We start from the raw sequence: 25,119 nt of genomic DNA on the forward strand, positions 1-25,119 counted from the left end.
TTCTGCCGAACGTTATAGCCGGCCGAAGGCGGCATGCGCCCAGGAAGTCTGCAGCGATAAGAAACGGCATGGCCAGAGCGGCCGGAGAGGGCCGCAGCCCGTGATGCCGAGCTCTGGGACAGGGAACCCGGATTTTGAGGGGGTAGATCCTCGGCGAGTGATGGCCGCGGGAGGTGCCCGGACGAGCTCGACCTACCGTTCTGCGGCCGGATTTTCAGCCGGGTGCCTGCGTGACCCTGCTTTGACGAGCTTGCGCGACCCTCTTCTCGGAAACCGAAGGCTCTTCAGGCGCTTAGCCCCCGGCAGGCTTGAAGCAAATCGCAAGATATATGTTTCTTAGATTCCTATACCTGGAATCTCTATTTACCGCGCCGAGGCGCGGGGCGTTTTGGGTCGCTGCGCTCCCCAACCGCCGGTCGAGAGAACCCTCCCGGAGGTATGACTGAGGCAGGCAACTCGGCTGAAGCTTTCCCTTACCCGGCTCGGATTCGTGGGGTCCAACCTCCAAACAACGGCGTCTGTAGAGTCGGGCAGTTCCCGGTCGCGCTGCGCGCTCCCGGCGAGCCCGAGACCAGCAGCCCTTAGTGTCACGCCTGGAAATCCCGGTCGCCCCCGGCTTTGATTCACGGGAAATCGCCTCAGAGAGTCACACAGCGGCATCGGCTTCTCCGCCGACCCCTTTTGAGCGGAAACAGCCAAGATGCCCGCCAGCGATCAACCTCGCGAATCTGAGAGGCCATCTGGCGCGAGCATCCTTCTGCCAGCCTCGCGCGGAGCACCACGACCGACATGCGCGCCGAAACGATCGCCGCACTGAACGCCGGCTCAGCGAGTTGACGTCGAGCACACCACACGTGGAGGAAACGCTATGGACGAGGATCGCTTCAACATCGAGTTGCGCAAGTTCCTGAAGGAGGTGGGCGTCACCTCCCAGCGCGAGATCGAGCGGGTGGCCCGCGAGGGTCTCGTGGAGGGCGGCACGCTGAAGCTACGCATGACGCTCACGGCCGAAAATGCGCCGCTCGAGCACGTCATTGAGCGGACGATCGCACTTGATGATGGCTCCCCATCGTAGCATCAGAAGTGTTCAAGCCAGCAAACGACTGTCTAAATAGAGGCGATATTGAAATACACAAGTCAACACGCCGTGGCATCGCAGCTCTGGGATGGACGCGCGCTATAGCTGGGGAAGATGTTCGCAGTTGGCGAGGAGACGCTTGCGCTGAGCGCCGAGACGCTCCTGGATGCTTCGCGGACACGGAAGGCGTCGAACTTGATCTCGCTATGGGCCAAGCTGCAGCGCGGCGACGAAGGCATTGCGGCGTGGCACTCCCTCGTTGGCCATTCGGCCGACGTCGCTGCGGTCGTCGAGGCGCTCCTACAGATACCGACTCTGCAGCAGCGCTTAGCCACAACTGCTGGCTGGCGCGAGCTTGACCCCGTAACGATCACGCGGCTGGCTGCCCTGTCATTCCTTCATGACATCGGCAAAGCTAATCGCGGCTTCCAGGCCCGCCTTGAATTAGGGGCGCTTCCGGTCGGGCACATCGATCAGCTCGCATGGGTCTTTCACGGCGAAGGTCCGGCTGCCTAGAAGGCCTGCCAGCGTTTGTCAGACCAGCTCGGTCTTGATCGCCTAATGGGCTGGTTCGCGCAGGACCCCATCCCTCTGTTCGCTACCCTATTTGCGCATCATGGGCGCCCCTGGAGGGCCGAGAGCCCACCAGATTGCCGGAACCACTGGGAGGCTCGCCCCGATAGCGATCCCATCGCGAACTTGGCTCCCATGCGGGCCGCCCTCGATGACTGGTTCGCACCCGCGTTTGAGGACGGGCCGGCTCTACCGGAGGCACCAGCGTTTCAGCATGCCTTCGCGGGGCTGCTCATGTTGGCGGACTGGATTGGCTCGGACGCCATGTCCTTCCCCTATGACTCTGGAGAAAGTTCCGGGCGCATTGTCCTCGCGCGCGCCAAGGCCGCGGACCTGGCGCGTCAGCTCGGTCTCGATCCACGGCCCCTCCGTAGCGAGATACGCGGCCGAACCCTGAGCTTCGCGTCTGTGTTCGGCGTGCCGAAGCCGCGGCCGGTTCAAGCGATCGTGGCTGAACCAACCGCGAACCTGATCGTCATCGAGTCCGAGACGGGATCCGGCAAAACCGAGGCTGCCCTCTGGCGCTTCGCCAACTTGCTCAACCAGGGGGCTGTCGACGGCCTCTACTTCGCTCTGCCGACCCGTGTCGCTGCTACGCAGATCTTCGACAGGGTTCGGCACTTCCGCGACCGTGTCTTCTCAGGGGCAGACCGGCCAGCGGTGGTGCTCGCAGTGCCTGGTCAGATCCGTGCCGATGACGCTGAGGGACGCTTACTGCCGGACTTTGTCGTCCAATGGAATGACGATCCTCAGACCAACGAGGATCGGCTCGCGCGCTGGGCGGCTGAGCACCCGAAGCGCTTCCTCGCAGCCCCGATCGCCGTCGGCACCATCGATCAGGCCCTGCTCGCAGCCTTGAGTGTGCGTCACGCACACCTGCGCGGGACTGCCCTTCTGCGGCAGCTCCTTGTGGTCGACGAGGTTCACGCTTCAGACCGCTACGGGGAGGCGCTGCTCACGACCTTGCTGCGTGACCACCTCGCCGCCGGCGGGCATGCCCTTCTGCTGTCGGCAACGTTGGGCTCGGCTTGCCGCGCACGCCTGCTGCAGACGCCTGCGCCATCGCTCCAAGAGGCGGTGGCTGTCCCCTACCCAGCTCTCACCTGGGCGGAGGGCCAACAGGAGCGCCACCGCTCCGTCATTGCGTCAGAGCCAACCTACCAGAAGAGGATCTCGTTTGATCCCAGACCGCTGATGGACAGCCCCGGCGCGATCGCCGAGCTCGCGCTCTCGGCGGCACACCAGCGGCATCACCGCACCCTGGCTGCTCGATGGCGCGATGAGCGGGCAGGCCTTCCGCACCTACGTGGCGGACGTGCTCGCCCCAACGCTTCAGCCCGGCGACACGGTCGTGCTCGACAACCTGCCGGCCCACAAGGTCCGCGGTATCCGCGAGCGGATCGAGGCCGTGGGAGCCCGGCTTCTCTACCTCCCGGCCTACTCGCCGGACTTCAACCCCATCGAGCTGGCCTTCGCAAAGCTGAAAGCACTCCTGCGCAGTGCAGCGGCGCGAACCATCCCAGACCTCTGGGAAGCCGTTGCGCAAAGCCTGGATCGCTTCGCCCCGGCTGAGTGTCGAGCCTACCTCGCCTCTGCTGGCTACGACGCAAACTGATCGGATGTCGCTCTAATGTTAGGGCATCACGATCGGCGCACAGCATGAGATGACGATCTGGCGGCCCGACAGAAACGTGGCGCTCATCGCTGCCTCGGAGAGTTGATGACTGAGCACACTCTATCCTTGACGTGAATTAACTCGTCCAGCTGGCAGCAGAGCGCTTCAATCGCAGCGTTAAATTTCGCGTCTTTCTTCAACATCCGCGCAGATGAACCGGCCCTGAGCAATGTATCAATTACTAGAACTTTGTATTGCTAGAATTAGGATGCCTAGATGGCCCCGGTGTAGACTTACTTGTAAAATAAACCGGTTTGAACCGGCCGTGACAAGCGTCGCAGTCGCCTTCATAAAGCCTCTCCGCACGGCGCCGAACTGCGAAACTTGCACTCAGCACTTTGCACTTAAACCGTTCTCTCGCCAATTCGGCTCCCGCAACCGAATAACTAGTCCATTCAGGACCGTAGGGAATAGAAGAGATTTCGAAAGCATTTGGCTCTGGCGCCGCCCTCTCCACCCGGCTGACGCCCACGAGGGCTCCGCGAATGGCATCTAGGTCATGCCCATCTCTGCTTAAAGCACCACACAGTTGCGCTCTCGTGCCGCTCAAGGCTTCAATCGCAAACCAGTAGCCAGTAGGCTGCCCCAGCTTATGCCGTAAATGGCGCGCTATACGTTCCTGCAGAAATTTCATGAGAGTTTCTTCCCGCAGAGTTGCTATTGCAAGAACTGCAGGAGAAGGTCGCAAATAAAACCTGAGAGTTTCTGAGGATTCTGAGAGAGCCCGCTCGTAGTAGATCGCCTTGAGTTCATCTGTTGTGTTCCGCCAAAGCGGGAATGCAGCAGGCCGCGAACTGACAGAACTAAATCGATCCTCCCTACCATTCGATTGCGGTTCAAATCCTGAACTTCCGCCGAATTGAAGGCTCCGGGCCACTCCGAAAGGCACAACCTCACACTGCTTAAGGAGAAACCTGATCTCCTCGCTGCGCTCTGGTTTCTTTCTGGTGCGCCGGTTCACTGGCGAGCCTCAACTGAATAGACGTGCAAAAGGGCGGCAAAGCGCGCAATATGCAGCCAATCTCATCGTTCTGTCCAGGCAGAGACGCATCGGCAGACGGTCGGACATACGGATGCAAGCGGCAGCCGCGGCCGATGAGTTGCGACAGAGCCACGGATGGCCCAAATCGCAGAAGGTCCGAGTAAGAGCGCCTCCCATCACCTCAAGTTGGGCACTATGGTCCCGAAAATGTTGGGCACAGGGTGCACAAGGGGGGCGAGTGACGAAGCCATTTTTCGAGCGGCCGATCCTCAACTCGCCCTACTCCGCTCCTACTCGCCACCACGCACTGGACGATGATGGGCAACCGCTCAATCAGGAGCCAATCCACGGGCGCCGTCGGTCGGCACTGATCACGCCTGTTCCAAAGCCGAAGAAGCAGAGGGGCAGAGCTAGGCAGGGTAGTCTCACGCTTAGTGATGAGCGCGGCCTCTCGACCGACAGTCAGGCTTATGCTCTGACGTCAATGATCAACGAGATTCGTGGTCACGTAGCTTCTTGGCGCGCCCTCAAGAACCCAGCCGATTGGGGTGTAACTCCGGCGACTCAGCGGCTGCTACAGCACTGGCGCCATCATGAATTTCATGGACCGCGACCGTTTTTCTGTCAGGTTGAAGCAGCAGAGACAATTATCTGGCTTACAGAAGTCGCGGCTCGCCAGCGGCAATATGCACATCTCTGGCGCAACGTCGAAGGTTCTAACGAGAGCGCAAATCCCGGGCTCCTGCGCCTCGCTCTTAAGATGGCAACGGGCGCCGGCAAGACGACCGTGATGGCGATGCTAATTGCGTGGCAAGCCATTAACGCAGTGCGCAGTCCGAATGTTAAAAGTTTCACTAAGGGCTTCCTCATTGTGACGCCAGGCATAACAATTCGCGACCGCCTGCGCGTGCTAATGCCAGGCGATCCTGAAGCCTATTACTCCAAACGCGAGCTAGTTCCGTCTGATATGTTATTTGACCTTGGCCAAGCCAAGATAGTCCTTACAAATTACCACGCCTTCAGGCGGCGCGAGACTTCGGATGTTTCGAAAGTTGGTCGCTTGCTCCTGCAAGGACGAGGCGAAGCAATCGATACGATCGAGTCCGAGGGCGCGATGCTCCAGCGCGCCTGCGGCGAGCTCCTACGACTTAAAAACGTAGTCGTCATCAATGACGAGGCGCATCACTGCTACCGCGAGAAGCCAGGCGCCGACGACGAAGAGACTACCGCTGCTGAGGACCGTGAGGAGGCAAAGCGCAACGCGGAGGCCGCGCGGCTCTGGATCTCTGGCATCGAGGCTCTCGCGCGCAAGGTTGGCGTGCGTGCAGTCTACGACCTGTCTGCTACGCCTTTCTTTCTGCGAGGTTCTGGCTACCTCGAGGGCACCTTGTTTCCCTGGACAGTCAGTGATTTCTCGCTGATCGACGCGATTGAATGCGGCATCGTTAAGCTGCCACGTGTGCCAATAGCGGACAATCTTCCAGGACAGGAAGTCCCACTTTATCGCAATCTCTGGGAGCACATCGGCAAGGCCATGCCGAAAAAGGGAGTGGGCAGGGGCGGCACGCTTGACCCGCTTTCCCACGTCTTCCCAACCCAACTGCAGACCGCGCTCTATGCGCTATACGCCCACTACGAGAAGACTTCGGAGGCCTGGGAACGCGCCGGCATCGATGTGCCGCCCGTTTTCATCGTGGTGTGCAACAACACCGCGACGTCAAAGCTCGTCTATGAATGGATCGCGGGCTTTGAGCGGCAGGGCGCGGACGGCGAACCGGAGGTTCGCAACATCGGTCATCTAAAAATGTTTCGGAACTACGACGAAAACCGGCAGCGTCTTGCGCGCCCCAACACCCTGCTGATCGACAGTGAGCAGCTAGAGTCAGGGGAGGCTTTGGATTCCGCGTTCCGCGAGATGGCTGCCCCTGAGATCGAGCAGTTCAAGCGCGAACGTATCGAGCGCGGTGTTGATGCGGCCACAGCAAGCGAGACCTCGGATGCTGATCTGCTGCGCGAGGTGATGAACACAGTCGGACGCAAAGGCCGTCTCGGCGAGCGCATCCGCTGCGTCGTCTCAGTGTCTATGCTGACGGAAGGCTGGGACGCTAACACTGTCACTCACATTCTCGGTGTGCGCGCCTTCGGCACGCAACTCCTCTGTGAGCAGGTCGTCGGGCGCGGCCTGCGCCGCCAGTCCTACGAGTTGAACGACGAGGGTCTGTTCAATGTTGAGTATGCCGATATCCTCGGCATTCCGTTCTCCTTCACCGCCGAGCCAGTGGTCTCGACTCCGGCCGCTCCGCGTAGGACCGTGCGAGTTCACGCGCTGCGCGAGCGAGCCAGACTGGAGATCGAATTCCCTCGGGTCGAGGGTTACCGATTCGACCTGCCGAACGAGCGCATCACCGCCGCCTTTTCCGAAGACAGCCGCCTGAGCTTGACGCCAGAAATCGTCGGGCCGGCTAAGGTGCTAATGGCCGGCATCGTCGGCGAACAAGTGACGCTCAACGCAGAAGATTCTTTCAGGACGATGCGGCCAAGCGAGCTGTCCTTCAAGCTAGCCAAGCGCCTGTTGGAATCTCGCTTGCGTGATCCCGATGGAGACTTGCCGGTTCACTTGTTCGGGCAGGCGCAACGCATTACCCGTGAGTGGCTCGAGGGCGGCTATCTCGAGGCTAAGGGCGTGCCGAGAGCTGCCGTGCTCTACCCGGCTCTCGCCGAGCAGGCAGTCGAACGTATCTTTCTAGCCTGCCAGCGAGCGGCGCCGGGCCAAAGCCGGATTAAAGCGGTGATTGATCCTTATAATCCTGTGGGATCGACCCGGTTCGTTAACTTTACCACGACGAAGGATGTATGGGAGACCGACCCAGGCAAGTGCCAGATCAGCCACGTCGTTTTAGACAGCGACTGGGAGGCCGAGCTCGCCCGCGTGCTGGAGAGCCACCCGCGCGTATTAGCCTATGTGAAGAACCAGGGTCTAGGGTTCGAGGTGCCTTACCGCGATGGCGCTGTCCCACGCCGCTACCTGCCCGACTTTTTGGTCCAACTCGCTGACGGAAGCCCAGAAGCGCTCAACCTGGTTCTGGAGACCAAGGGCTTCCGCGGCTCAGACGCGCAGCTAAAGGCCGCAACAATAGAAAACTCCTGGGTGCCAGGCGTCAACGCGCTTGGCCGCTATGGGCGTTGGGCGTTTGCCGAATTCCGAGACGTTTTCGCGATTGAGTCCGCATTTGATCAGCTCGTTAATGGCCTCATCCGCGATGCTGTCATCGCGTGACGGTCGCGAGTTCCGCAGTCGTAGGGCGGGCATCGAGGCTGCGTCGCTCGCGTCCACCTGCTGACCACCGGGTTCGGCAGCCATCTTCGCAATCACGACTTCTCACCCGATCAAAGCGCCGTGCAAGGATTGTGAACTAATGGTCAGAGGCTCAAGACCTGCCGTGCAGAAGGCCGTTGAGACCCTGCTTCATGACGAGGCCTCGCGGAAGAACATTCCAACAGCCGAGTTACAGTCCTTCGCAGAAGCCGACGAGACATTAACTAGCGCGGCGCCGGCTGCCTACAAGCGCGCCCGACCACTGCAGACTGGCCAGCATTGCGAGCGCGACCCCGACCTAGATCCACAAATTGTCTGGAACGGCGTTCGCATTCGCCTCACCTCGGAGCAAGTCGACGCTCTAGTGAAGACGGGAAGTGTGGCGATTGGTGATTCACAACTCGTCTGGCGCGGCAAAGATCAGCAAGATTGGTCTGACCTTATCGTCCAAGCACCTCCGATCTACATTCAGGAGAAGGTGCACCCGAAAGCCATCGTCGAGGATTTGCGCCGCGCTAGCCCGCAGCATTTCGGTGAGGGAATACCCGATCTATTCTCCGACTTCGATGAACTACCTGCAGAAGCCCGAACTGAGTTCTATCGGCACGACCAACACTGGTCAAATCGCATGATCTTGGGGGATTCTCTGCAAGTAATGGCATCTCTTGCTGAGCGAGAAGCATTGAAGGGAAAAATCCAGTGCATTTACTTTGATCCGCCTTACGGCATCAAGTTTAATTCGAACTGGCAGGTTTCTACACAGTCTCGCGACGTCAAGGATGGGAAGCAAAACGACATCTCGCGTGAGCCCGAACAAATAAAGGCTTTTCGAGATACTTGGAAGGACGGCGTTCATTCGTATCTGACCTACTTGCGCGATCGACTATCGGTTATGCGCGAACTCTTGACTGAAAGCGGCTCAGTTTTCGTGCAAATTGGTGACGAGAACGTTCACCGTGTGCGCGCGGTCATGGACGAGGTGTTTGGATCAGATAACTTCGTTTCATTGATAACTGTCTTGAAAACTTCCGGGGCCGGAAGTCCTGCAATTGGCACGAAGGTGCTTGCATCAGTTGCCGACTTCGTCATCTGGTATGCGCGGGACTTAAAATCGGTTAAATATCGGCAGTTATTTCTACAGCGCCAATTTGGCGAGGAGGGGGCGTCTCAGTATACCTTTGTTCAATCTCCCGACTGCGGCTCTGTCAGACAGATGAGTCATGAGGAGAAGCGGAACAACCGGACGATACCACCCGGCTGGTCCATTTTAGCGCACGATAACCTTACTTCTCAGACAGGGGCCGAGACAACTCGCATGAGAGTTGAATGGTGCGGCGCAAATTATTCCCCGAGCAAGGGAGGCTGGAAAACAAACACGCAGGGAATGTCTCGATTGGCGAAAGCTTACCGTCTTCTCGGCCTTGGCAAGACACTCCGCTATAAGCGTCTTTTCAAGGATTTTGATCAAAGACCCATTCACCACGTTTGGAGCGATCTCAGGACCAGCGGATTCGCTGAACAGAAGACTTACGTGGTCCAAACCAATCCAAAAGTCATCGAGCGCTGCATACTGATGGCGACCGATCCTGGCGACCTCGTTCTCGATCCTACCTGTGGCTCTGGAACAACCGCTACGGTATCAGAACAGTGGGGTCGGCGCTGGATCACGATCGATACGAGCCGCGTAGCCCTGGCGCTTGCCCGCACACGCCTGATGAGTGCGCGCTACCCCTACTACCTGCTCGCTGACAGCCCTGAGGGTCGGGCGAAGGAGCAGGCGGTCTCAGGACGTCCGCAACCGATGGCTGCGAGTCTCGGAGACATCCGCCAGGGCTTTGTGTGCGAGCGCGCGCCGCACGTCACCCTGAAGTCGATTGCCAACAACGCTGAAATTGACGTGATTTGGGACAAATGGCAGGTCACGCTGGAGCCGCTACGCGAGCAGCTGAACGCGCTTCTGGGAACTGATTGGGAGGAGTGGCAGATTCCGCCGGAGCCGGAACGTCCATGGGACGCCGAGTTCCAGGCTCTGCATGCGAAGGCGATGGATTCCAAGCAGCCCCTGAAGGTGCGGCAAGGCGCGATCGACCGTATGAATGCCGAGTGGGAATGGGATTACACTCTTGAAACCTTGCCCGAGCGTCCAGTAGACGATTTCGCCAAATACTACCCCGACGCGGTCCCGGTCCACGCCGCGTGGTGGGAGGCGCGGATCGCCCGCCAGCGCGAGATCGATGCCTCGATTGGGCGTGCCGCTGACGTAGAGATGCTATTTGATCGGCCCTACGCTGACGCGGGCAAGGTTCGGGTCGCGGGCCCCTTCACGGTGGAAAGCCTCTCCCCCCACCGCGTCATTCCTAGTGATGCCCTCGGCCTCGACGAGGAGTTCGAGGCTCTAGATGGGCGCCGCCCGCGCAATGCCGCTACGGCTCCCGCGCAGGACTTCTCCGCATTGGTGCTGGAGAACCTCGCGGCCGCGGGCGTGCAGGGGCGCAATCGCGCCGATCGGATACGCTTCACCCTGCTCCAACCCTGGCCCGGACGCTTTATTGGGGCCGAGGGGCGATTCTTCGAGGGCGAGGAGCAGAGCGGCGTCGAGCGCCGCGCCGCGATCCTGATCGGGCCCGAATTTGGCATGCTCTCGCGGCCCGACCTCGTCGCAGCGGCGCGCGAGGCGGCAGAAGCGCGCTTCGACGTGCTGGTGGCTTGCGCCTTTGCCTACGACGCGCACGCAAGCGACCTGACGCGACTCGGGCCCATCACGATCCTGCAGGCTAAGATGAACCCCGACCTGCACATGGCCGACGACCTCAAGGCGACAGGTAAGGGCAACCTGTTTGTGGTCTTTGGGGAGCCCGACATTGAAGTTCGCCGCCTTGATGGAGACGAACTCGAGGTGGAGGTCAAAGGCATCGACGTGTTTGACCCCAATACCGGCGACGTGCGCTCCGACGACACCTCCGGCATCGCCGCATGGTTTATCGACACCGACTACGACGAGGAGAACTTCTTCGTCCGTCATGCCTACTTCCTCGGCGCCAACGATCCCTACAAGTCGCTGAAGACCGCGCTGAGGGCCGAGATCGACGAGGCCGCCTGGGCGACCCTCTACCGGTCGACGAGCCGGCCCTTCGCGCGGCCGACGACGGGGCGGATCGCCGTGAAGGTGATCAACCACTTCGGCGACGAGGTGATGAAGGTTTATGGGGTGTGAGGTGAGCCGATCATCCCATGCTGGACAGCCCGCACATCCCTCAATCTGGGCAATGATCTTCCTATCCCCATTCTGCGAGCAGAAACTCCGCTCCGTCTGCATCGCAGAAGTTGGGATTCCATCCCGGCTCGTCCGCAAGAACCTCCACGTCACCGTCTATCATGCGCGCAGACCGATCGCCGGGGTGGAGGATGCAATCGAGCCGATCAACATTTCTGTTCCGGCCTCAGAACTGCGAGCGATGGCGATGGCCCCTGGGGGTGAGAATCCGCGGGCCGAGATTGACCCGACTAGAACGGCAGTCGGGGTCCGCATACGCAGAGCGGAAGGCGCGGCGTCGCCGATCGAGCACTTGCGATCGCGGTTCCTCGGCTTTGAGACCGAGACCGTGCTTGGCAGAAGGCCGCCGAGCACACGTCGGACCAGCGCATTTGGGGCGCGGAGCTACCAGCCCCATCTAACGTTGCTGCGGGCGGGCGCCATTCAAGATCCAGATCTGTCCAAGTTCGGTGCCCAGCTGCGTGCATCCCTCGACGATTTGATATTCGATCGGCTCGTCATCCGCTGTCGTAGCGTCGATCGATCCGGGCATGGCGGAGGCTGAACCCTTGGATTTCCGCATCGCCGACACGTTCACTGCTTCTCTCGCCCGTCTGCCCGCCCAGGAGCAGAAGGCGGTCAAGACTTCGGCCTTCGACATGCAGCTTGATCCCGCGGGGCCGGGCCTGCAGTTCCACCGCATCGAGGCGTCAAAAGACCCGAACTTCTGGTCGGTGCGGGTCAACCGTGACATCCGCATCATCGTGCACAAGACAGCCGCGAGCCTGCTGCTCGCCTACGTCGACCATCACGACAAGGCTTATGCCTGGGCCGAGCGGCGGCGGATCGAAGCGCATCCGCGCACCGGCGCCGTGCAGATCGTCGAGTCGCGCGAGCGGGTCGAAGAAAACGCGCCGGCCCTCTTCAGGCCGGCGGTTCCCGAACGGCCGGCGCCGGAGCCGGTTTTGTTCGCAGGTCTGTCGGACGAGGACCTGCTGTCGATTGGTCTGCCTGAGGACTGGATCGAGCCGGTTCGCGCGGCCACTGAGACACGCTTCTTCGAACTCGCGGCACACCTGCCGGCCGAGGCTGCCGAAGGGCTCCTCGAATACGCCGCGACGGGACGCTTGCCGAAGCCCGCACCAAGCGAAGCCGCCGACCCCTTCGCGCATCCGGACGCGCAGCGCCGCTTCCGCGTCATCGAGAACGTCGATGCGTTGCGCGCCGCCCTTGAGGCGCCCTGGGAGCGCTGGTCTGTGTTCCTGCACCCCTCGCAGGCCGGGGTGATCGCACGCAGCTACAGCGGGCCTGCGCGCGTCGCGGGCTCGGCCGGAACAGGCAAGACTGTCGTGGCGCTGCACCGTGCCGTGCGCTTGGCCCGATCCGACCCTGAGGCGCGGGTGCTGCTCACCACCTTCTCGAAACCGCTGGCGGACGCGCTTCAGCGCAAGGTGGATCTCCTCGTCGCTGCCGAGCCCGGAGCGCGGGGCGCGCATTACTGTCGCACCCTGGGAGGGCTTGGCCGAGGAACTGCACCAGCTCGTCCATGCACGCCGTCCCCGAATCGCATCGCTCGCGCAGATCCAGGCCGCCCTGGTCCACGCTGCAGACGGGACCGACATCTGGTCCGAACGCTTCCTGACGAGCGAATTCCGGCACGTGGTGGATGCCTGGCAGGTCGCCAACGAAGCGGCCTACGCCGACACTCCGCGCCCCGGCCGCCGCAGCCGCCTCGGCGTCAAGCAGCGCGCCGCGCTCTGGCCGATCTTCATGGCCGCCCGCGCCAGTCTCGCAAGTCAGGGTCTTGCCACCTGGGCGCAAGTCTTCGGTGGGCTCGCCGTGCACTACGATGCGCGATCGACCAAGCCGTTCAGTCACATCGTCGTGGACGAAGCCCAAGACCTGGGCGTGCCGGAACTGCGTCTCCTTCGCGCTCTCGCGCCCGAGGGAGAGGACCGCCTCTTCTTCGCGGGCGATCTCGGTCAGCGCATCTTCCAGCCACCCTTCTCGTGGAAGGCGCTCGGCGTCGATGTGCGCGGGCGCTCGACCACGCTTAAGGTCAACTATCGCACCTCCCACCAGATCCGGGAGGCGGCCGATCGCCTCCTGCCCGGAGCCGTCCATGACATGGACGGGCGCGAGGAGACGCGGAAGGGCACCGTCTCGGTCTTCGACGGGCCGCAACCCCAGGTGCTGAAGCTGGAGGATGAGACGGCAGAGCGCGACACGATCCTCCGCTTCCTCGAAGCGGCCCGAGCGGACGGCGTTCTGCCTGAGGAGATCGGCCTCTTCGTGCGTAGCCGTGCCCAACTGGACCGCGCCCGTGCCGTCGCCCACGCGGCCGGCCTCGTGCCCGTCGAACCCGGCGACGCATCGAGCGTGGCCGGAGAGAGCGTGATCGTCGGCACGATGCACCTGGCGAAGGGTCTGGAGTTTAAGGCCGTGGTCGTGCTCGCCTGCGATGACGGTGTTCTCCCGCTGCAGGAGCGCATCGACACAGTCAGCGATGAGGCAGAGCTGGAGGAGGTCTACGAGACCGAGCGGCACCTCCTCTACGTCGCCAGCACCCGCGCGCGCGATCGGCTGCTGATCACAGGCGTGCGCCCTGGATCCGAGTTTCTGGATGACCTCAGATAATATCGTGTCTGACTAGACATTTTGCGGTCCCCTGAATGCATCAGCGACATCCCTATGAATGATGATTTTCTGAAAGACTCGGACTTGGAGTCAGCTGCGGCGACCCTGTGCGAAGTTCTCGAGCCCTGGTCGATAGTATCGTCTGATAAAATTTCCGAGCACCGACGGGGCAACGTCTGGCGTCCGCGGGCTTTGCCGTCAGTCGGATTGCCCTGGCCTGACCGTGTTCTTGCCTACCATTGGAAAGGCGACGGCTATCGTGAGCTCCAGAACAGCTTATCGGCAATCCTGTCTGATAGCCGTGATCTGAGCCACGTTCTCACAGGCGGTGCGACGTGGGAGTATGAGGACCAGCAGCGGGCCGTCGATCTGACGAGCCGCGTGTTTTCCTGGGGAGGTGTCCCAAGCCGATCAGCTATCGACTCAAGGGCCGTGCAGGCCGTCTTCGCTGCCGCACTCCGTGCCACGGGAGTGCACATTGCGATCGAGCACACAAAAGATGCTCCCTGGAGCAGCGGTTGGACCAAGGTCGCAGCCTTCGCCACTGCCCATTTGGATCACGATCACAACACCGCCGGAAGCCCTCAAGTGATTTGGGATAGCAGGGTAGCCAACGCGATCCGTAAGCTCGTCGATGCTGCTGAGGCGCGCCTGCCCGATTCCACCGTCGCCCAGCTACGGCACGATCTGCGGCAGATTCGCGGTCGAGGCGGGGAACGAATGGGGCTACAGCTACCGCCCGGATGGGCATTCGCTAACACGCTCGAGCAGAAATGGATTGCCCAACGCGCTGGTTCTCGGCTGATCCGGCATATGCGCGACGCACTGAACGCTGCACCTGAGCGCTACGGCAAAATGCCCGGCGCTGAGCACCTCGGAGGACGCTGGACAAGCTGGGGTGTGGGGCTGGCGCTCTTCGTAGAAGGCTACTGACCCTGATCGCCGGCAAAACATTGCCGGCGCACGAGCGGCTCCTCTGCTCACACACCGTCCGCCTCCGGGGCACACTGTCAGCGCTCTGACCGCCTTCCCCCCTCTGCCCAGCGCAACCGACACGATTCGAATGTGTGACCTTTGCCTGAGGAGGGCCACGTAAGGATCCCTTTGAGCGCAAACCCGTTCACGCCCCGTTGCGCCCCGCCCCGCATCGGCTAGTGAATCCGCCACGGTCAGCACCCGTAGCTCAGCTGGATAGAGCGTTGCCCTCCGAAGGCAAAGGTCACACGTTCGAATCGTGTCGGGTGCGCCATTCCCAAGCCTCTGAAATACATGACGTTTCGGCCGTGGTGGCGCAACGGGCCCGGCAGGAGCCGCGCGCTGGTCTGTGAGAGGCGCGCCTCTCGGCCATCGACAATGGGTGTTGCGGCGGTCTCAGACGGCTGAGGCCGCGATCCTGCGGGTAACCACCTCCGCGAGCGCGTCGATCCGCGCGCCGACAGGCAGGGTCTCGTCGGCCTGATCGCAGAAATCCGAGTCCTTGATCTCGCCGTTGCGGAAATCGGACAACGACCAGGAATAGCGTCGGCCCTCGGCGATCCCATGGACGGCCATGTCCAGCGCGTACACCACGCCCGGCCGGTGGATCAGTCCGCGGATCGCCTGCGCGGTGCCGCTGCGGTCGACCGGCGGTGTCAGGAATACCCGGATGCCCCGCCCGGCGACGGCCTTCACGACCGCCTCGACGTAGATCTCGCCCCGCATCATCGAGCAGCGATCGCGCCGGTCGGTCCGGTGCGTGACGACGACGATCACGCCGGCCCTCTCATCCACGACCGGTCGTCCGGTGGGAACGGGCGTGGCGCCAATGGCCGCGGCAGGCCGCGCCAGGGCCGCCGGGGATCTCCGGAACGCGAAGGTGGGAACGTAGGAACCGGGACGCAGGATGATCCTGACCCCGTCCTGCGCGCCGACGCCGTCGTAATAGGCGGCCAGCGCCGCCCGCATCCGCGTCGCCTCGATCCGGACGATCGGATCGCGGTCCGGGTCGAAGCTCCTGCTGCGCCCGAACACGTCGACACCGATCGCGTAGGCCTTGATGCGTGCGCCCCGGCCCGCGAGCGTCTCGGTCACGATGAACGACAGGAAGCGACGGTTGCGCTCGGACAGCCGCACGCTGCCATCCGCGATCAGAGCGCCGAGGGCCATCTCGACGGCCGCCGCCTCGTCCGGATCCAGGCGTGAAGCCGGGTGCTGATCCACGGCCATGATCCCCCACGTCGAGGGCGAACGAATCAGGGTCGATCAGGCGAAGTAATAGAACCTGCCTTAACGTAGGTCAAAGGTTGAAATTACATGTTTGCTGCACGAGCATGAGATGGCGCACAGCATGTCGGCCTCAGTTGCGACAGCATATTCACGGTCCTCTTCTGTACCGAACGAAATCGCCGGGGCGGACGATTTCCGTCACTACTCTGCCGTATCGCGCGCGAATTCGTCGGCATCGCAAAGTTCCCTGCGCTGCGCGCTCTCGGACAATGTTCGGTGTCGCCCTTGCCGGCACGCGTGAGGCCGCAGCAGCGATCGCGCCGAACCTCGACGCCGCGATCGCAGCCGCCGGAAGCGGACCTTGCGGTCCTCGCGGCCGATGCGACGACGCGCGCGTCATTCGAAATCGGGGCTCGCAATCGTTGCGCCTCCCCGGGCGCCGGGGTGATTTCCGGGGTGTGCGCGCTCGAAGACCTGGGCCCGGCCGTCGGGACCGACCCGGCCGGCGCAAGCTCAGCAATGGCGCAGGTGAGGTGATAGAGGCTGCTGGCGCGAGCCGGCTCCGACACTGGGCGGCCGGACGCGTCGAGGTTCTCCCACCACGAGCCGCGGACGGGATGATCGGCGTATCGGAAGAGCTGACGCCCGAGTTCGGCGATTTGCGCGTCGCACGCCGATGCCGCCGCAGAGTCTTCGGCGAGCCAGTGCCGGGCGATCCACGCCTTGATCCGCTCCGTCTGCGGCCAAAGCCTCAGCAGCGGATCGCGCAGGGAGAGATCGCCGTTCAGCGCGTTGACGGCCAAGCCCTGCCTGGAGGAGATGCCGTACCCCTCGAGGATGTCGGTGAGCCTTCGTGCGGCCGCGAGCGCGTCCGCGCGGCCTCGGGACAGGCCCCAGCGCGTGAGCAGCCAGGCCCATTCCGCTTGGTGGCCCGGCTCGACGACCTCGAGGCCGTCGGCGTCGATCCTGCGCCAAGCGCCGTCGAAATGCTCGCGCAGCGCGCCGGTCTCGGGATCCCGGAAACGCCTGAGGCAGAGTTCGGCGATCTCGTCCGCGAGATTCCGCCACGCCGCGTCGCCCCCCTGCTCGGCCCAGGCGAGGCATGCCTCGAAGAGGTGCATGTGCGGATTCGATCGGAGCGGCAGCCGGCGTGGCCGCGCCTCCTCGAAGCCGGCCTCCGGGTGCTTCCAGCCGGCGATCATGCGGTCGCGCAGGCGGGCCGCCAGGGGGACCACCGTCTCGACACGTTCCCCGATCGCGGCGGCCGCCGCCAGCCCGAACAGGACGAAGGCCTGGTCGTACAGATCGAACGCCCGCGACAACGGCCGGCCGTCGGCCGCGACCAGGGGCAAGACCTCGCCCGTATCCGTGATGTGATGGCGCTGAAGAGCATCAAGGCCGTGGCGGACGAGGCCCCGCCCCTCTCCCGTCCACCCGAGCCTCACGGCGGTGGCGAAGGCGTAGATCTGGCGTCCGACGACCCGGGCCCGCCGGGGATCGTCCGTCGGCGCCCCGCCGGGGTCAGCCGCTCATGGAAGCCCCCGTTGACGCGGTCCGTCCCGATCGCGGACCACAGCGGCAGGGCATCGCGGAACAGCCAGTCGCGGAGTTGCTCGAAGGTGGCCGTGGACCCCGACATGCCGCGCTCGAGGTCCCGCTCTCAGGCCGCATCGGCGGCGAGAAGGCGCCGCACGAAGTCATCGAGCCGGCCTCCTTCGAAGAGGTGGCCCCGGATTCCCGCAGCCTCGGCCGCCAGGAGGTCCGACGTGCCGTCGCCGATCAGGAAGCTCCGCGCGACATCGACCGGCCAGGTGTCGAGCAGTTCGAGCAGCATGCCGGGCGACGGCTTGCGCCGGTTCGACACGCGCCGATAGCGCGCGAGCTCGGCCTCGGGATGGTCGGGACAGTGGCGCTCATCGTCGATCCGGGCGCCGACGGCCGCCAATTCGTCGCGGATGTGACGGCCGAGGCGATGATACGCCGCCTCCGTGTAGAACCCCTTCGCGATCCCCGCCTGGTTCGTCACGACGAAGACGTGGTAGCCCGCGGCGTTGAGCATCCGGATCGCTTCGGGCGCGCCGTCCACCCACACGAAGCGGTCAACCGTGCCGACATGGCCGAAATCGTAGTTGAGCACGCCGTCGCGATCCAGGAAGGCCGCCGGCCTGCGCCGATGGGCCGGGATCAGGGTCTGAGCCTTGGCGAAGTCGGCGGGGAGGCCGATGTCGAGGAAGAAGCCTTCGGCCGCGAGACCGCGGAGCTGGCCGTCCCGTGCGAGACGCGGCAGCACGTCGCGTTCGAGCGAGCCGTGCGAGGGCAGGTCCTCGAGGATGGACCGGCCCATCGCGTAGACACCGCCGTTGATCAGGGCCGGGCCGTCCTGCGCGGCCGCCCCGCCGAAGCGCGCGACGCGGTCTCCCGACAGCTCGACCGTATCGTAGCGGCCGGATCTCGCGCCTTCCCGGAGCGCGACCGCTGCCGTCACGGCCGGCGTGCGGCCGCGGAGATTTCGAAGAGCGATCAGGTCGACGTCGAACAGCGTGTCGCCGTTGAGCAGGACGAATTCGTCGTCGAGCCTGTCGCGGGCGTGGAGCAGCGCTCCCGCCGTTCCGGCGCGCTCCGGCTCGATCGACAGGGTCACGGTGACGGGCCGACCCAGACGCGCCGGCAACGTCCCGGCGAACGCCTCGACGCACTCGAAGCGATAGGAGGCGAGGAGCAGAATCTCCTCGATGCCGTACCGGGTGAGATCCTGGACGAGGATCTCCAGGAAGGGCCGGTCGCCCACCGGAAGCAGCGGCTTGGGCGTGTCCCGCGTGAGATCGCCGAGGCGGCTGCCGAGGCCGCCGCAGAGGATGGCGGCTTGTCGGAGGCGCATGCGCCCTGTCCCTCATCAAGATCAGACGGAGCCGTCCGTTCGCCCGCACCATCACGGACGACAGTCCCGCATCCATTTTCAACTGTATCGGCCGGGGCGGTGAGCTATCGACCGAACACGAGACGCGATGCCACACAAGACTTTCAATCAAGATCCATATTCACAGGACTCATTAGCTTTATCATCGAATTTTTGCGGGGCCTGTATCCATATTTTTTACTGAACATCTCTGAAACATTATCGGAACCGCCAGACTTCCGACCCGACCGAGGTCAATTGTACTGGACTCGCCTGGCCTCCGGCCGCGTTCAAGGCCTCGATGAGGCGGAACCGGTGTTCGGGGTGGACGAGGAAGAAGGCGAACCCGCCGCCGCCCGCCCCCGAGATCTTGCCGGCCAGGGCGCCGTGGGCCCGCGCCGTCTCGAAGAGCCGGTCGATCGTGTCCGTCGAGACGCCGGACGCCGTCGCCTGCTTCGCCGTCCAAGAATGGCCCAGGATTTCCGCCATCAGGTCGATATCGCCCACGGTCAGCGCCCGCTTCATCGCCAGGGCATCGACCTTGAGCTGGTGCAGGGCGCCGAGGGTCGCGGCGCTCGCCGTGAGGATGCCCAACGTCTGCCGGTCGATGATGGCCGCCGACCGGCGCGACAACCCGGAGAAGCAGATGACGATCGAGCTCTCGAATTCCCGGTAGATCGCCCCCGACAACCGGAGCGGATTCACGATGACCTGATCGCTGCTGAGGAATTCGATGAAGTTCACGCCCCCGAAGGCGGCGGCGTACTGATCCTGGCGCCCGCCGGAAAGCCCGACGTCGAGCCGCTCGATCTCCCAGGCCAGATGCGCGACGTCGTATTGGCCGAGCGGCGCCTCCAGCACGTCCCGCATTCCGTCGACAAGGGCGACGACTAGGGCGGAGGAAGACCCGAGACCCGATCCGGCTGGCGCATCCACCGTGGTCCGGATCGTGACGGGGATCCGGACGCCATCGTTGAACTGGCTGATGAAGCGCTGATAGACGCCGCGATGGAGAACCAGGCCTCGGTCGATCGGGTCCCCCTCCTCGAAAACGTCCCGCTCGCCGATGTCGTCGGCCTCGAACACCACCAGCCCATCCTCGCGCGGGAGGATCGACGCGAAGGCGTAGCGGCCGATCGTGACATTGAGGATCGCGCCGCCGAACTGATCGCAATAGGGCGAGAGATCCGTCCCACCGCCGGCCAGACCAAGTCGCAGGGGCGCGCGGGCACGCGTCTTACGAATGTCCTTGGCAGCGATCATGATCAACCCGAAATTGCTTTTACTGATTTCGCATCTACTTCTATAGATTGCGTGCTCGACAATTGTCTCATCTGTTTTTAGAAAATCAATCGCTTTTTCCAAAGATCAAGCATCGCAAAATTATCAAATTCCGACACCGTTGCCTGCGCTTTGAACTGAATCAACTCAACGGAGGGGTCCGCCAGAGGCCCAGCACAGCTTAGGGAGCGGTCGGGCACCGGCAGCGAGACGCGCGCATGCCGCGGACGAAATCGCGCCGGCGCGGAGCCGGCCTGTCCTTGAGGCTGACATGATCCCGAGAGTGGATCAGGGCGCGCCCGTGACCGCTCGACCAGATGAGGCCTCGCCACCCGACCCGTCTCCATTCGCAAATGTGCGTGGACTCGACATCGCAATTCAGATCAGATTCGCGCGCTCGGCATCGAAACCTGACATCGATCGGCAGGGTGGGAGCCAGCAGACCATCTCAGAATGTGTGCCGGGAACGCGATATGGATCTTCAGGATGGCGGCAGGATTAACTGGTGGCTCAAGGACGATGACACTCAGAATTTCGGCGATTTCCTGGGATACATCATCAGCAAAGCCATCTTCACGCAGCCGGTCCGAGACCATTGCAGTTACAGGATGCTGGGCAGTGTGATCGCCGATTGGGACATCAATCAGGATCTCGCTCGCCCCGGTGGAGAGCCCGACAGGACGATCGGCTTCTGGTGCTGCGGCGCTCGCACGGAAGCCGGGGTGAGCAACGAATCGCGGGAGAGGCTCGCGGCCTACGGCGTTCGTGGCCCCTGACCCGGGATGTCCTCGGCCTGCCGGCCGACACCCCGCTCGGCGACCCCGGATTGATCGCTCCGATCGTCCACACCCCGACCGTCCGGGACGATCACCGCAGCAAGACGATCTGCGTACCGCATTTCCTGGATACCTGCCGCGATGCGGATCTTCTCCGGCGGACCGGAGCCGACCTGATCGTTCGACCGAACATCGCGCGCACGGAGCGCGCCGTCTTCGATCTCATCGATGCGATCGCCTCTTCGTCCTTCGTGCTGGCCGGCTCGCTCCACGCCGCGATCGTGGCCTGCGCCTACGATGTTCCGTTCGGCTATCTGGACACGGGCTTCGTCGACATTCCCTTCAAGTGGCGAGATTTCTCGGCGCTCGTGGGGATCGGCACCAGCTTCTGCGACCGCGTAGCCGATGCCAGGACGATCTACGAGCAGGTGAACCGCCCGCGCCTGCGCAAGCCGGCCCTCCTACCCATGCTGGCGGTCGCCCCCTTCCGGGTCCGGCTCGACATCCTGCTGAAGGCTTATCACCACGACATGCAGCAACGCGACAGCGCGTCGACGCATCATGGCGAGCCGCTGAAAGCCCTTCTGAGGCAAGGGGATTATTCGCTGCTCGCATTGGCCGAGGCATGTCGTGATCCAGCGGCGCAGGCGGACAAGCAGGCATCGATCGGGGGCGAGCCTATCGAGCTGTCGACGCATGACGATGTCAGCCAACCAGCGGTCGGCACGGACGCTGCGACGGTTGAGTCAGACGGGCCTGAACCGGCAATTTCGACCGCCGAGACCGGATCGGAGCACCCGGATCCAGTATCGGCACTCCCCGACATCCTGGACGCGCCGCAGGAGGCGGCAACCGTGAGGGCCGAGTCCGCCGCGGCCGGGGAGCACGCGATGGCGGATTCTTCGGAGGCGGAGCGTGGGGAAGCGGGGTCCGGCACCAGGGACGCGTAGACGTCCGCAGCCTCGAAAGACCCGGACGGATCGCGCTCGATCGGTTTCCCGGCAGCGATCATCGTCAGGCGCCATGGCAGCGGGACAGCGGGCCGTCGAGAGGCCGGACGGTGCCGCTCCTCACCCAGGCGGCCTCGCCATTCGACCGTCGATGACCTCGTCGCAGTGGGCCACGAAGCGCTCGCCGACAGACTTCCAGCGGTATCGCTCGGCCTCGGAGCGCCCGGATGCGGCGAGCCGGTCAGCCAGCCCCGGCTCATCGATCAGCCGCTGAAGGACGAGCGCGAGGTCGCCGTCTTCCGCCAGCAAGCCATTCACGTCATCGACGATCAGGTCACGGAAGGCCGCGCAATTGCGATGGGCGACCACCGGCGCGCCCGCGAGCCACGCTTCGGCGATGACGATCCCGAAGCTTTCACTGCGGCTCATCGTAACTAGCCCGAGGCATGATCGCAGCGCGGCCGCCGCAACGCCGGTCGATTGCCAGCCGAGATACCGCGCCGAGCCGTGCTGAACAGGCATCCCGTCCTCGTCGGCGCCGATCATCACCACGTTGACGCGCTGCCGCCTGTTCAAGATCTCGACGGCCTCGATGACGGATCGGTAGTTCTTCGTCGCGTTCTTTCGCCCGAGAACGAGGAAAAAGGGCACCTCGGACTCGTAGAGATCCCGGAACTCGGCGAGCGATTCCTGATCCGGCTCCTCAAACGCGGCGCCCGCCGGCAGGTATCGGACGTTGTGGATGCCCCGCGAATAGAAGAACCCGCAGAGACTGCTTGGAGACACGAGCGATAAGGTCGCATCCCGAACCGCACCGAGAATATCGGGAAAATGATAATACTCATCATCGAGATGCAGATGGGGTATCAGGATCGTGGGAATACCGGCCGATTTCGCGCTGGCAACGGTGTCGCCGACGTGCTTGAGCACAGGATTGTGAGTGATGACCAGATCATAATCGCTGACGGACGCGTCGATCCACGCCTTGAGGCTCTCGCAGAACGGACCGCGCGACGCTCCCAGATCGGCACCGAAATCCGCCCGGATGTGACGGCTGGCGTCATAGAAGTCGATCGCCTCCGCCGGATCATCGAACGTCCAGGCATTCTTGCCGAGATCGATGACGCGATCCCCAATCCGGATGAAATCAACCGCGTACGCGCGCGGACGCGGATCGCGGTCGGCCGCAACACGTTCCGCCGAGGCCAGAATCTTGACCCACGTGCTGCGGCTCGCATCCAGCGCGAGGTCGAAGCTCCCCGTGACGGTCGTCTGCAGAATGAGGTCGTCACGCTCGTTCAGAAACCGCAGATGCGTTCGCGACGGCGCCGTCCCGCGCAGAAGAACGGTGCCGGAGCGGGCGGCGTGCAGCGACGTCTGGTAACCCGCCCACCGAACCGGTCGCCCCGACCACGATTCCGGATCGTGCCATCCCCAGCCGAGCCCGACCTCGGTCGAGCCGCGGGACAGATGCCTGACCTTCGCTTCGTCGAGCAGCATCTGCGCGTCCCAGTTGCGAGTTGCCATCCGATACTTGAGGTCTTCCTCCGACTCGGTCGAATCGTCCAGGGGAAACCGAGCCCAGTACACGCGTTCGAGACCCGTCGGGACCGATGTGGTGTTGCCCTCACCGAAAGCGGAGAGAAACCGCGCTTGATCGGCGATCCGCGCCATGTCCGGCGCCACGACGTCGACGTGATAGCGACCGTCCCGCGACAGCGCCTTCACGAGTTCGAGCATATGAACCTCGGCTCCTCCCAGTGGCGGATCATTGTAGCGGGTCAGGACAGCGAGAACCCGCCGCTTCGGCCGCCCCAGATCCTGAAGGCATTCGTCGAAACGCTGGGCCAGGTAGGTGAGAGACAAGTTCTGGTGGAAATAGGCGATCGAAGCATCGCGCTTGGCAAGATCGCAGCGGTGGTCGATCAGCTCCCGGCAGCGCTCGGCGAAATCTTCGCGTGGGACGAGGGTCACGAATTCGCGCATCTCCGCATCGAAGCCGCGGGCGCCGAACGGTGTCGAAACGATCGGCACGCCGTGACCGAGATACTCCGTTATCTTCACGTTCGAACCGCTGCCCTCCGTGACGGGATTGAGCGCGATCCTGGCTCCGTGGAGGAGACGCGACTTCTCCTCGCGGTCGACGATGCCGTGCAGCACGACGTTCGGTGGGGGCGCCGACAGGCAATCGCAGACCGAGCCGATGATCCGGAAATCGACGCTCGGGAGAGCGGGAGCGAGTTGGTCAACGATGAAGCGGGCCGCGTCGATGTTCGGGGGATGGGCCGATCCCAGGAAAACCATGAAGGGTCGCGCGACAGGGAGATCGCTCAACCGGCCGCGCGGGACAGGTTCTTCGCCTCCGTTCCGGATGACGACGCTCCCGGGCCCCGCCAGAGCGCCGCGCGAGATGCTCGCGCGCACGATACCGGCGAGATCTTCCTCCGACACCGAAATGATCAGATCGGCGTGTTCAGCACAGAAAGCCTCGACGCGCGCCGCCACTTTCAGGATGCTCGCCCGCTCCGGATGGTACTGGAGCGTCCGATCTTTGAGATCGAATTCCCAATTGTGTGCGGCGTAGACGAAATTGACCCTGCCCCCCTCCGCCAGAGGGGCCATGTAGGGATGCTCGAAGACGACACGTGCGGCAGCGCTCGCCAGATGGTCAAACAGAGCGACCATGAGTTTGTTCTCACGGACGAATCGTGACGCCGTCGTATCGTCGGCCGAAATATGAAAGATCGCATTGATGCGCCGTTCCTCGGCGAGATGCGCGTCCGTCTTGGGCACCCGGCAGTAGAAGACTCCCTGCTTCCATTCGGACGTGAGGGACCCGTCGTTCGAGAACGTCAGCACGACAGCGCGGTGTGTCTCCGCCAAGCGCGCGTAGATCTGCTGAATGCGCGAGGCACCGCCGCCCACCGATCGCGCGACATCGTAGTCGTTGACCGCGAGGATGGTCGCGCGCCGCGGCCGCAGATCGGCCGCGGATTTTGCCCGGTGCAAGGCCGCGGCCACCGTTTCCGCCGTCGCCGCCCACCGGTGACGGGTCTCGACCGTCCCGCGCGCGGCGAGCCCGAGCGTCTCGCAAAGCGCCCGCGATTGCTGCAACCCGCTCAAGGCATCGGCGAACGCCTCGCCGTCTCCGACAAGACAATCGATGCCGTCCTGCAGGGCCGTTCCTCGCAAGCCGAACGGCGTCGAGATGATCGCCAACCCGTAGGCTGCGCTCTCCAGGATCTTGAGGTTGACGCCGCTGCCCGACCTGATGGGATTCAGCGCAACATGGGCACGCACCAGCAAGGCGTGGCGCTCCGCGTCGGAAATGATGCCGTGCGCGGTGAGGTTCGAACCATATTCCCGGGCGGCAAGACAGCCGCCGAAGATGTCGAACTTTATATCCAAGAAGCGAGGGGCCAAGCTCTCGACGATGAAATTCGCCGCCTCCGTGTTCGGCGGATGCTTCGAACCGCCGAATACCACCCGCATGGGAT

Annotated in this window: 14 protein-coding genes, 1 tRNA gene and 3 pseudogenes; 11 read left to right on the forward strand and 7 right to left on the reverse strand. The window is 63.3% G+C overall.

Going from position 1 to position 25,119, the window contains the following annotated elements:
* The first annotated feature begins 868 nt into the window (after nt 1–868).
* From DK389_RS08125 to DK389_RS08150, 5 genes and pseudogenes are all read left to right on the forward strand, one after another.
* Nucleotides 869–1,075: a DUF6494 family protein gene (locus DK389_RS08125; protein ID WP_109888700.1), complete on the forward strand. Its 207-nt coding sequence runs from the start codon at nt 869–871 to the stop codon at nt 1,073–1,075.
* Nucleotides 1,076–1,192: 117 nt separating this feature from the next.
* Nucleotides 1,193–2,617 (forward strand): annotated as a pseudogene (locus tag DK389_RS35550) (CRISPR-associated endonuclease Cas3''); the annotation flags it as partial.
* 274 nt (nt 2,618–2,891) lie between these two features.
* Nucleotides 2,892–3,266, forward strand: a pseudogene (locus DK389_RS08140) (transposase); the annotation flags it as partial.
* Nucleotides 3,267–4,546: 1,280 nt separating this feature from the next.
* Nucleotides 4,547–7,585, forward strand: coding sequence for a BPTD_3080 family restriction endonuclease (locus DK389_RS08145; protein ID WP_109888706.1), 3,039 nt, complete (start codon nt 4,547–4,549; stop codon nt 7,583–7,585).
* A 163-nt stretch (nt 7,586–7,748) separates the two neighbouring features.
* On the forward strand, nt 7,749–10,838 hold the full coding sequence (locus tag DK389_RS08150; protein WP_236960734.1) for a site-specific DNA-methyltransferase: 3,090 nt from the start codon (nt 7,749–7,751) through the stop codon (nt 10,836–10,838).
* Nucleotides 10,839–11,295: 457 nt separating this feature from the next.
* Here DK389_RS08150 and DK389_RS32190 read toward each other — a convergent pair whose 3' ends face one another.
* On the reverse strand, nt 11,296–11,538 hold the full coding sequence (locus DK389_RS32190) for a hypothetical protein (RefSeq protein ID WP_162560399.1): 243 nt from the start codon (nt 11,536–11,538) through the stop codon (nt 11,296–11,298).
* Here DK389_RS32190 and DK389_RS34025 point away from each other — a divergent pair.
* From DK389_RS34025 to DK389_RS08160, 4 genes and pseudogenes are all read left to right on the forward strand, one after another.
* A pseudogene (locus tag DK389_RS34025) lies at nt 11,537–12,277 on the forward strand (DNA helicase); the annotation flags it as partial. The gene DK389_RS32190 and the pseudogene DK389_RS34025 sit on opposite strands and share 2 nt — an antisense overlap.
* A 118-nt stretch (nt 12,278–12,395) precedes the next feature.
* Nucleotides 12,396–13,514: a 3'-5' exonuclease gene (locus DK389_RS34030; RefSeq protein ID WP_236960735.1), complete on the forward strand. Its 1,119-nt coding sequence runs from the start codon at nt 12,396–12,398 to the stop codon at nt 13,512–13,514.
* Between the two features lie 54 nt (nt 13,515–13,568).
* Nucleotides 13,569–14,447, forward strand: a complete 879-nt coding sequence (locus tag DK389_RS32195; RefSeq protein WP_162560562.1) for a hypothetical protein — start codon at nt 13,569–13,571, stop codon at nt 14,445–14,447.
* 239 nt (nt 14,448–14,686) lie between these two features.
* Nucleotides 14,687–14,763: transfer RNA gene (locus tag DK389_RS08160), tRNA-Arg, on the forward strand.
* Nucleotides 14,764–14,885: 122 nt separating this feature from the next.
* Here DK389_RS08160 and DK389_RS08165 read toward each other — a convergent pair.
* From DK389_RS08165 to DK389_RS08185, 5 genes are all read right to left on the reverse strand, one after another.
* Nucleotides 14,886–15,719 carry a hypothetical protein gene (locus DK389_RS08165; RefSeq protein WP_236960736.1) on the reverse strand — a complete coding sequence of 278 codons (834 nt, stop codon included), beginning with the start codon at nt 15,717–15,719 and terminating at the stop codon, nt 14,886–14,888.
* Nucleotides 15,720–15,802: 83 nt separating this feature from the next.
* Entirely contained in the window at nt 15,803–17,185 is a 1,383-nt protein-coding gene (locus DK389_RS08170) for an AGE family epimerase/isomerase (protein ID WP_236960936.1), read from the reverse strand.
* On the reverse strand, nt 17,161–17,358 hold the full coding sequence (locus tag DK389_RS08175; protein ID WP_109888712.1) for a hypothetical protein: 198 nt from the start codon (nt 17,356–17,358) through the stop codon (nt 17,161–17,163). The genes DK389_RS08170 and DK389_RS08175 overlap by 25 nt, the downstream gene beginning before the upstream one ends.
* A gap of 21 nt (nt 17,359–17,379) precedes the next feature.
* The gene (locus tag DK389_RS08180) at nt 17,380–18,597 is read right to left on the reverse strand and encodes an HAD-IIIA family hydrolase (RefSeq protein WP_109888714.1); all 1,218 of its coding nucleotides are present in this window, start codon (nt 18,595–18,597) and stop codon (nt 17,380–17,382) included.
* 237 nt (nt 18,598–18,834) lie between these two features.
* Complete coding sequence (locus DK389_RS08185; protein ID WP_210206742.1) at nt 18,835–19,980, reverse strand: GHMP family kinase ATP-binding protein; 1,146 nt, start codon at nt 19,978–19,980, stop codon at nt 18,835–18,837.
* A 389-nt stretch (nt 19,981–20,369) separates the two neighbouring features.
* Between DK389_RS08185 and DK389_RS08190 the strand changes: the two genes are divergently transcribed.
* Together DK389_RS08190 and DK389_RS08195 are read left to right on the forward strand one after the other, a co-directional pair.
* Nucleotides 20,370–20,672 carry a hypothetical protein gene (locus tag DK389_RS08190; RefSeq protein ID WP_109888715.1) on the forward strand — a complete coding sequence of 101 codons (303 nt, stop codon included), beginning with the start codon at nt 20,370–20,372 and terminating at the stop codon, nt 20,670–20,672.
* 50 nt (nt 20,673–20,722) lie between these two features.
* A complete protein-coding gene (locus DK389_RS08195; protein ID WP_109888717.1) occupies nt 20,723–21,622 on the forward strand; it encodes a hypothetical protein in 900 nt (299 codons plus the stop codon).
* A gap of 120 nt (nt 21,623–21,742) precedes the next feature.
* Here the strand turns inward: DK389_RS08195 and DK389_RS08200 are convergent, their stop codons facing one another.
* Nucleotides 21,743–25,114 (reverse strand): glycosyltransferase, encoded by a 3,372-nt coding sequence (locus DK389_RS08200; RefSeq protein WP_109888719.1) that lies wholly within the window; start codon nt 25,112–25,114, stop codon nt 21,743–21,745.
* Between the last annotated feature and the right edge of the window lie 5 nt (nt 25,115–25,119).

The organism is Methylobacterium durans (assembly GCF_003173715.1).
Classification (GTDB): Bacteria; Pseudomonadota; Alphaproteobacteria; order Rhizobiales; family Beijerinckiaceae; genus Methylobacterium; species Methylobacterium durans.